Source organism: Edaphobacter sp., assembly GCF_035763405.1.
Classification (GTDB): Bacteria; Acidobacteriota; Terriglobia; order Terriglobales; family Acidobacteriaceae; genus Edaphobacter.
In genome coordinates, this window is record NZ_DASUBE010000155.1 from 1 (window position 1) to 8,818 (window position 8,818).

Annotated in this window: 7 protein-coding genes and 1 pseudogene; 2 read left to right on the top strand and 6 right to left on the bottom strand. The window is 59.3% G+C overall.

Annotation, left to right across the window (positions count from 1 at the left end; translation table 11 throughout):
• Window positions 1-47 precede the first annotated feature (47 nt).
• Window positions 48-860 (bottom strand): family 1 encapsulin nanocompartment shell protein, encoded by an 813-nt coding sequence (locus VFU66_RS14515; protein ID WP_326446984.1) that lies wholly within the window; start codon window positions 858-860, stop codon window positions 48-50.
• Entirely contained in the window at window positions 853-1,920 is a 1,068-nt protein-coding gene (locus VFU66_RS14520) for a Dyp-type peroxidase (protein WP_326446985.1), read from the bottom strand. The genes VFU66_RS14515 and VFU66_RS14520 overlap by 8 nt, the downstream gene beginning before the upstream one ends.
• A 139-nt stretch (window positions 1,921-2,059) precedes the next feature.
• On the opposite strand from VFU66_RS14520, the gene VFU66_RS14525 reads away from it, so the two are divergent.
• Complete coding sequence (locus tag VFU66_RS14525) at window positions 2,060-2,269, top strand: hypervirulence associated TUDOR domain-containing protein (RefSeq protein ID WP_326446986.1); 210 nt, start codon at window positions 2,060-2,062, stop codon at window positions 2,267-2,269.
• A 25-nt stretch (window positions 2,270-2,294) separates the two neighbouring features.
• On the opposite strand, the gene VFU66_RS14530 is transcribed toward VFU66_RS14525, so the two are convergent.
• The 3 genes from VFU66_RS14530 to VFU66_RS14540 all read right to left on the bottom strand — a co-directional run bounded on the left by VFU66_RS14530 (window position 2,295) and on the right by VFU66_RS14540 (window position 5,559).
• Complete coding sequence (locus VFU66_RS14530; protein ID WP_326446987.1) at window positions 2,295-3,377, bottom strand: LacI family DNA-binding transcriptional regulator; 1,083 nt, start codon at window positions 3,375-3,377, stop codon at window positions 2,295-2,297.
• 90 nt (window positions 3,378-3,467) lie between these two features.
• A complete protein-coding gene (locus VFU66_RS14535; RefSeq protein ID WP_326446988.1) occupies window positions 3,468-4,223 on the bottom strand; it encodes an SDR family NAD(P)-dependent oxidoreductase in 756 nt (251 codons plus the stop codon).
• 13 nt (window positions 4,224-4,236) lie between these two features.
• Entirely contained in the window at window positions 4,237-5,559 is a 1,323-nt protein-coding gene (locus VFU66_RS14540; RefSeq protein ID WP_326446990.1) for an MFS transporter, read from the bottom strand.
• Window positions 5,560-5,703: 144 nt separating this feature from the next.
• Here VFU66_RS14540 and VFU66_RS14545 point away from each other — a divergent pair, with 144 nt between their 5' ends.
• A complete protein-coding gene (locus tag VFU66_RS14545; protein ID WP_326446989.1) occupies window positions 5,704-7,668 on the top strand; it encodes a DUF4962 domain-containing protein in 1,965 nt (654 codons plus the stop codon).
• A 721-nt stretch (window positions 7,669-8,389) separates the two neighbouring features.
• Here the strand turns inward: VFU66_RS14545 and VFU66_RS14550 are convergent.
• A pseudogene (locus tag VFU66_RS14550) lies at window positions 8,390-8,818 on the bottom strand (response regulator); the annotation flags it as partial.

Consider the following 8,818-nt stretch of genomic DNA (forward strand, 5'->3'; position numbering starts at 1 on the left):
CGATTATCTACACAATTTTGCTCTGTGCGGCGCGATGGGCGGAGGTATCACGAAGACTTCTTCGATGGGGATACCGCGACAGCGGCTTCGCTGGTCAGAACACGGAAGACGAAGGTTTCCTGAAGATAGAGTTTGACGAGTGAGCTGGTGTGGCTGAGATAGCCGATCGAAACGTCCTGGCCGATGCTTAACTGGAAGTCGCCGCCGCGCGTGGTGAGGACAAACGCGCCCTCGATTGCCGGCGCCCAGATGGGATCACCGCCAACGATTCGTTTGACGTGTTCAAGGACCGGATAGCCGTGATCGCGCGTCTCGGCGAGAGCCGTATACTCTTTGGCTCCCAACACGACGGAGTACGGGCCGTTGACACCGACAAGCCGGAGCTGGCTGAGCGCGTGAGCGACTGCATCCGGATAATCGCGCACGTCCGCGGGAAGGGTTTCGATGGGATTGCTGGTGCCTTCGCGTATGCCCTGGATTCCCGCCTCACGGTATCCGTTGAAGATGGCGCGGTCTTCGGCAAAGGCAAGCGTTTTCGCGGCGTCTTTCGCGGGCTGCCAGTCGGAGTCGTTCGATCCGTGCTCGACATCATCGATGGCCTGACGCGATAGCTCGAACGGCACGCGTAGTTCGACGAGCGGTTTGGTCTCGCGCTCGTGGGCGACGATGCCCTCCGCTGGAGCGGGGATCGGCTTCAGGTGTCCGGTGGTGACTCCCGGCATAGCTGCTCCGCCGGGTGAGGGAACGTCTACAACACGCCGACCAGCCAGATAGCGCTTCAGCGTGCGCGTCGTCTCAGCTTCAATCTGCGACCATGCGGCGTCAGAGATGGGCGCCAGTTCCCGATGGAGGTTATTCATCCTGCTCTCCTTTGAGTGATCCTATGTTGAGTGATGCGTCGCGCGCGGAGGAAGTTGGGTCGGACGCCTGCGATGCAGCCGATGTGACGGATGCCGCGGCCGGTGCGTCAGTGCTGATATTGTCGAGAAATGTAGCCGAGGGCACAAAAAATAGACTGCCCGTGACGGGGTGGCTAAAATCGAGCAGCCGGTCGTAGTTGCCCGGCGGGCGGCCCACGAACATGTTCTCCAGCATCTGTTCGGTGATGCGAGGAGTACGGCAGTAGCCGATAAAGTAGGTGCCGAACTCGCCATGGCCAGGCCGGCCGAAGGGCATATTGTCCCTCAGAATTTCGAGTTGCTTGCCATCTTCTTCGATGGTAGTGAGCGCGTTGTGAGCCGAGGAAGGCTTTACGGCATCGCTCAGCTCAATGTCGGAGAGTTTTTTGCGCCCGATGATGCGTTCCTGTGCTTCAACCGGAAGGGCATTCCATGTCTTCATATCGTGAAGATACTTTTGCACGATGACGTAGCTGCCGCCTGTGAAGGCGGGGTCTTCATCGCCGATGATTGTGGCTTCGCGCGCCGCGGTGCCTTGCGGATTCTCCGTGCCATCGACAAACCCGATGATGTCGCGATCATCGAAGTAGCGGAAGCCGTGAACCTCGTCGGCGACGGAGACCGCGTCTCCAAGGCCATCCATGATTTGAGTCGCAAGCTCGAAGCAGAGGTCCATACGTTTGGCGCGAATGTGGAAGAGGATGTCACCTGGCGTTGAGACCGCGTGACGGTTGCCCGCGTGAAACTCTCGAAACGGATGAAGCTCAGCGGGACGAGGCGCGCCGAAGAGCTTACCCCAGACATCGGAGCCGAATCCGACGATGCAGGTCAGGCCTGCTTCCAACTTCCGAAATTCAACGGCGCGCACCAGCCCGGCAAAGTCTGCGAAGAACGAGCGCATGGCTGGGTAGTTGTTCTCTTCGGAGCGGACGCTGACCACCAGAAAGATCGCAGCGCGTGTGAGCGGGCGAATCACAGGCTGGGCAAGGACGGCTTCACTGCTTGGCTTGGAGGCATCCATCAATTCAATCTCGCTCCGCAATCGTTCAATTCTGACACGTTTTGCGTTTCTGGATAAATGCGTGTTGGTTCGATACACTGCTGCATCGCCTGACATGAGCAGGGCAGAGAGTATTATCAGCGGCGAGAGGAATTGTACGATGGCCGGAAAATTCAGAGTAGGCGATCACGTGAGCTGGAACTCTGAGGCTGGCCGCGTGTCGGGGACAATCATTGCTGTCCACACCGGCGATTTTCACTATAAGGGATATATGCATCATGCCTCGGAAGACGACCCTCAATATGAGATCAAGAGCGATAAGACTGATCACATAGCGGCACATAAGGGCAGCGCGCTCAAGCTCCTGTAGACGAGGCAACGGACATGCGCGGGCTTCATCGCACGGGCAATGTCTGGTCGGCGGAGAGCGTTCGGTCGGTCGATTGGCGCACAATCAGGCGGCACTCCATCATCGCTGTACGGTCTTGCTGTGATTTGCCCTGCATCCGCTCAATCAGAAACCGCGCGGCTGCCTGGCCTTGTTGTGCGATGGGTTGTTCGACGGTGGTGAGTGGCGGTGCGGTGAACGCAGCAAGCGGGATATTGTCGAAGCCCGCAATGGCAATGTCGTCGGGAATGCTGAGCCCCAGCGTGTGGGCCGCGTGCATGGCGCCGATGGCGGCGAAGTCGTTGCGTGCAAAGATGGCCGTGGGCGGACGATGAAGTCGCGCCAGTTGCAGCAGGCCGCGATAGCCGTCCTCCTGCGTTGCGTATGCGGGGCCTTCGGCGGGGCCAACCGTGTACTCAGGCCGGGGCTCGCTTCCCGCAGCCTTCAGCGCGGCTAAGTAGCCTTGATAGCGTCGCAACAGCTTGCCATCTTCAGGAGCGATACCGATGAAGCCGATGCGTTTGTGTCCGAGTTTGATAAGGTGCGTCACGGCATCGAAGGCGCCCTGGTAGTGGTTCGCCGTGACTGAGTCGATACCGCGGAAGTGGACCGGCCTGCCGATCGTCACCAGAGGAATGCGCTGCTGCGCGACGGAATGCAATACTTTGTCGCCCATCATGGTGCCGCGCGTCGCAACCACGAGGCCGTCTACCCGGTGGTCGATGAATGCTTGCAGGCTCGCATTCTCTTCTTTGACGGTACGGTTCGCCGTGGCGATAAAGGTGGTGTAGCCTTCGGCATCGAAGACGTCCTTCATGCCGCCGACCAGCTCGGCAGAGAAGGGGTTTGCGATGTCGGGCAGAAGGATGCCGACGGCGTTGAGGCGTCTTACCTTGAGTTGGCGCGCGGGGATGTTGGGTCGGTAACGGAGCTTTTCTGCTGCCTGAGAGACGCGCTTGCGGACAGACTCGCTGACGTAGCCGGAGTCGTTGAGTGCGCGCGAGGCCGTCATGGTGGCTACGCCCGCCTGACGTGCGACGTCGGCGAGCGTGGAGGGTCGGGTTGAGGATGAGGAACGGCGCGGGGACATGGGAGCCTGGTCTGCGTTGACTATCCTAGTTTACCCGCGCCGTCATGTTATCGCTATCTTAATGTTGCATGTTTCCGGAGGTTCACGCTCTTAGCTGAAGAGGATGCCGCCGTTAATATCGACGCAGGCACCATTGACGAACGCGGCCCCGCTGCCCGCCAGAAATGCGACGAGGGTTGCGACCTCCTCGGCTTTGCCTTCACGGCCCAGCGGAGTCATGGATGCTACACGCTGCCGCACTTCAGGCTTTGTGAAGTCGTCGTGAAACTTTGTCGCAATCATGCCGGGACAGACGGCGTTCACTCGGATGCGGCGCGGGCCCAGTTCCTTTGCCAGTCCGCGCGTCATCGACATCAGCGCGCCCTTCGATGCACCGTAGGCAACGCTGCCTGGACCTCCGCCGTCGCGGCCTGCCTGTGACGAGACGTTGACGATGGCGCCGCTGTCGGCCATGACGGGCAGTGCGGCTTGAATTGCGGCGAAGACGGAGCGCACGTTGAGATTCATCACGTGCTCCCAGAAACTGTCGTCCATCTCGTCCATCTTTTTGCGCGCGACCAGACCGCCGACGACGTTGACCAACACGCCGATGGGCTTGTCCGTGGCCTTGGTCGCAGAGGCAATAAATGCCCGCACGGCTGCGGTATCCATCGCATCCACTTTCTGCGCGATGGCGCTTTGTCCGTGCGACTCGACTGCGGCGATGACCTTGTCCGGTTGCGACTGGTGGTAACTGAAAGCGACCTTCGCTCCGCGCGAGGCCAGCTCAATCGCAATGGCAGCGCCTATATCGCGGCCTCCTCCGAAGACGACTGCAAGTTGGTTGGTGAAGTTCGATTCCGGCACGGTGATGGTCTCCTTAAGTAGTCTTTGTTGGTGTGAGGTCGAGTCGTTGAATGTTGCCCGCAAGGGCAAAGAGCAGGATTGCTCCGATGGGGCCGAGCAGGCCGGCGAGGGTCAGCACGAAGCCGTATCCGAAGTGGGTCACGAGCCAACCGGTGCAGAGGTTGAAGAAGAGGCTGCTGATGCCTGCCGCCGTGCCTCCCATGCCTGCGACCGTACCGACGGCTGAGTTGGCGAAGAAATCGCTTGGCAGCGTCTGCACGTTCGATATCCACATCTGAAAGCCGAAGAGGACAACGGAGATGCAGGCCAGCGCCGCGTAGGTTCCGTGCATGTGCGCGGCCAGAATTCCGAACGGCATAAGAAGTGCTGCTGCTCCTACCGTGAGCTTGCGCGCTGCATTAACCGTGCGGCCGCGGGCAATCAGGCGTCCGGCAAGCCAGCCGCCGAAGAGGGAACCGACGGCTGCACAGAGATACGGCACCCACTGGAATGCTCCAATGTCCTTGAGTGAGAGATGGTGAACGTCCTTCAAATACGTAGGCAGCCACAGAATATAAAGCCACCAGATGGGATCGACGACAAGACGTGCGACGAGGATGCTCCACGTCTGGCGGCATGAGAGCAGAACGCGCAGCGAAGGCGCGGGCTCCGCGTTGCGGGCTGTCTGACCCTCTTCGATATATTGTTTTTCCTCCTGACTTACGCGCGGATGCGTTGCCAGCGGATGATAGAGGGCAAGCCATGCGGCAAGCCACACGAAGCCCGCCGCACCGATTACGAGGAAGGTTTTTCTCCAGCCCAGCAACGGGTCGAGCAGCGTGGCAACGAGCAGCGGCCCTACGACACCGCCCATCGATGCGCCGCCGTTGAAGACGGCCATGCCCAGCGCGCGCTCACGCTGCGGAAACCACTCCGCGATGACTTTGGCTGCCCCTGGCCAGTTGCCGGCCTCGCCCAGACCAAGGAAAAATGAGGCCGCGGCAAAGCTGGTGACGCCTGCGATGGCGGAGTGTGCCATGGCAGCCACGCACCAGACGATGACCGAAAGAGTAAAGCCAACGCGCGAGCCAAAGCGGTCGTAAATGCGCCCGGAGACGCTTTGGCTGATGGTGTAGGCCAGCAGAAGGGCTGCTCCAACCCATCCATATTGCGAGCGGGTGATGCCAAGCTCGGCGCCGAAGCTGGTAAACAGCAGGCCAATGCTGCTGCGGTCGATGTAGTTGATGCAGGTGACGATGAAGATCAGCGCGAGGATGTACCAGCGCAGTCCGCGAATGAACGAGCGGCGCGAGGGTGCGAGGGAACTGCTCTCGCGTAGCTGGCTCGATGAAGGGATAGCTGGTCTCCTTGAAGGGCGTTGATCGAATTCGCTTGAATATTACGCACACAATGGTGTAGTGTGCTTCGTGTGCTAACGATAACATATTTTACTCACTTTGCGGCGCGATCCAATCGCAGATTCACATATAAGGCAGGATTGTTGGCAGTACTGCTTGCGGGATTCACTTTTCAACTGGCTGCTCAGGGGGCGGGAGAGTATCTTGGCCCGAAGGACACGGGCGGCAAGCGGACGTATTTGCTTCACGAGATGGCGACGCTACGCTCTTCGGTGAAGCCGGAGTTTCAGGGGGTGCATCCTCGCGTGTACTTTACGACTCAGGAGTTGGATGCGCTGAGTCGCAAGGCTCATGGTCCTGACGCGGCGTGGTGGGCTGAGCAAGAGAAACATTTGAAGGTGCTACAGGGTCCGCCGCCTGCGCCGCCCGCTGAAAAGCGTCGCGAACAGAACGATGTCGCGCTGGCCATTGCCGAGGGCGCGTTCGCCTACCAGATGGACCACGATCCCAAGGTGCTGGCGGCAACGAAGCAGTATATGGATGCGGCGCTGAGCTACAAGGTGTGGGGTTATAGCTGGAGCAAGCCGAATGTTGATCTCGCGGCGGGGCATCTGCTCTATGCGATGGGCGTTGCTTACGATCTGCTGTATCACGATCTCTCCGGGGCGGACCGGGACCGCTACCGCGCAGCCATCGCCGAGCATGGACATCTGCTCTACGAATACTTTGCGCCGAAGCCCGGGCGCGTGTGGGCCTACAGCCAGAACCACACTTTCATTCCAATCACCGGGCTGGCGATCGCTGCGTATGCGGTGTACGGCGAGGTGCCTGAAGCGGCTCAATGGGCGGCGCTCTCACGGGCCATCTATGACCGCGTGCTGGCGACCTACTCGAAGGATGGCTATTACTACGAGGGTTTTGAGTACTGGATCTTTGCGACGCCGTGGATCATTCACTATCTCGACGCACAGCTTCATGCGACCGGGGAGGACCTCTTCAATCAGCCGGGGTTGAAAGAGATGTATCTCTACGTTGCGAACAGCGTGACTCCGGGCGGAGAGATGATGTTCGACTTCGGCGATGTCTTCGAGGGCAGTATCACTCGGGCGAGGAGGGGCGAGGATTATCTTCGCAGCCATCCTGGTGGCCACTTCGAGACCAACTACAACGTGCTCTATGATCTGGCTGAGCACTTTCACGATGCGCGGATTCAGGGTGTGGCTGAGTATCTGCGAGGGATGGGACATACCAGCGAGGAGCCATGGTGGACGCTGGCCTGGCGTGACGATTCGTTGAAGGCTGCGCCGATGAGCAGCCTTCCTACGTATCACTGGTTCCGCGATCATGATGTGGCTTACTGGCGGAGTTCGTGGAAGAGCGATGCGACTGCGGTCGCCTTCAAATGCGGGCCGGCGGAAGGGCACGCCGCGGAGGAGCTCAGGAAGCAGCTTCCAGACTGGCGCTTCGAGCAGGGGCATGTTCATCCTGATGTCAACAGCTTCATCGCGTGGGCGCATGGCGCGTATCTGACAGGCGACTCGGGCTACTCGGGCGTTCCGAAGACGGTCGATCACAACACGCTGCTCATCGACGGGAAGGGGCAGGGCAACGATGGCAAGGGTCACGATGCGTGGGCGAAGTACGATTACTCACGTCTCAACACTGTCCGGATTACGAAGGCTCAGTTTTCCAGGGACAGCTTCGTGCTGACCGGCGAAGGGGCCGGGGCCTACAGCGCCTCGCTGGGGCTGACTCGGTACGAGCGGACGCTCTCGATGAGCAAGAGTGGAATGATCGACATTCGCGATGCAATCTCTGCGGACGGCGACCATACCTTTACCGAGGCGCTTCATGCGGACGGCAGCATTGATCGGCTTTCGCCTCGGAGCTTCGTGCTGCATCCGGTGGGCGGCGGCTCGGCAACCCTGCGGGCGGAGATCGTTGCTCCGGCTGACCTGAGCACGGCGGTCGAACCGAACGTTGTGATGGGGCCGGGGATTCCTGGCTCTGTGGATAAAGGGACGCAGGAGCAGCGAGGGGAGTTTATTCGGGCGACGACGACGAAGCCTGGAGCGTCGGCGGAGTTCCGGTGGGTGCTGAGGTTCTAGCCCCCTCCCCATACTTAAGCCTAAAATACTTTGAACAAAGGGGTTAAGTCCGGACTATCTACGCACGTTTCATGCCATTCTCTCCTGAACGACGAACGCCCGGCGGGTGGCCGGGCGTTGCTTTCTCTTAATTTAAGGTTATCAGGAGTGTCAAGGGCGGCTGTGGAAATCGGCGGTGGTGAGGATTTCTCCGTTAGGGAGATTCTGATTTAGCTTCGAAAGATCCCTCAGGGGGCTAGTGTGGTGAGTCAGAAGTTCGTGGCATCCTTTGCGAAAAGCAACCGCAGGTCCTTCGACTCCGCAAACCGCAAAAAACGCGGCTTGCTGCGCTCAGGATGACAATTTTATTTATGTTGCGAACTTCAGATTCAGGACTCCAGGTAGTGTCTGACGAATCGGAATCTTCGATTTTGGGGATCATGCAGACGAGAAAAAAGGCATACCCCAGGGGTTGAAGCCCCATTTTTCACGTTTTGTGAAGAGAGCCAAGCCTAAAGGCCTGGCCTACCCAGAAGCAAAAACGATTCTCGTCGATTCATCAGACACTACCTAAAGCCCCGACGACGAATGGGGCAGTTGCGGCACGGCTGAAGCCGTGCCCTTAATCAAAACGACCGAATTGAGGAGTTCTCACCCAGTCTCTAAAGCCCTGCGCTCCCACCGAAACAATGCACATCATAAATTTTTCGTAACCCATGAACCTGCACTTCAACCGGAGAGCTTACTGGTTGTAGTTGGTCTCGTCTTCTTCCTCGAAGCCGTAGCGGCGGAGCAGGTTGGGCAGGTTCTGCGAGAAGGCGGCTCGCGGCATGACCGTGTCGCAGCCTGCCTCGACGGCCTTGGCCTTGAGATCTCCCTGAATGTGCTGGAGGAAGCCGATGATGGAGGTGCCGCGCTTGAGCTTCGCCTTGAGCTTGGGGATGAGGGTGAGCGGCTTGGCGTTGGCGTTGTTCAGGTCGAAGACGATCAGGCCGGGGCGTACATCCTCATCGAGGCCGAGCAGATCGGCAATGGCGTCTTTTTCGTTTTTGATGAAGGCGACCTTGACGCCGAGTTTGCGGGCCGTCTCCTGAATTTTGGCGGTGAAGAAGAGGTCTTCGATGAAGAAGAAGATCTTGGTGGGGGCGTCTTCGGGGATGGGAATGGCCTT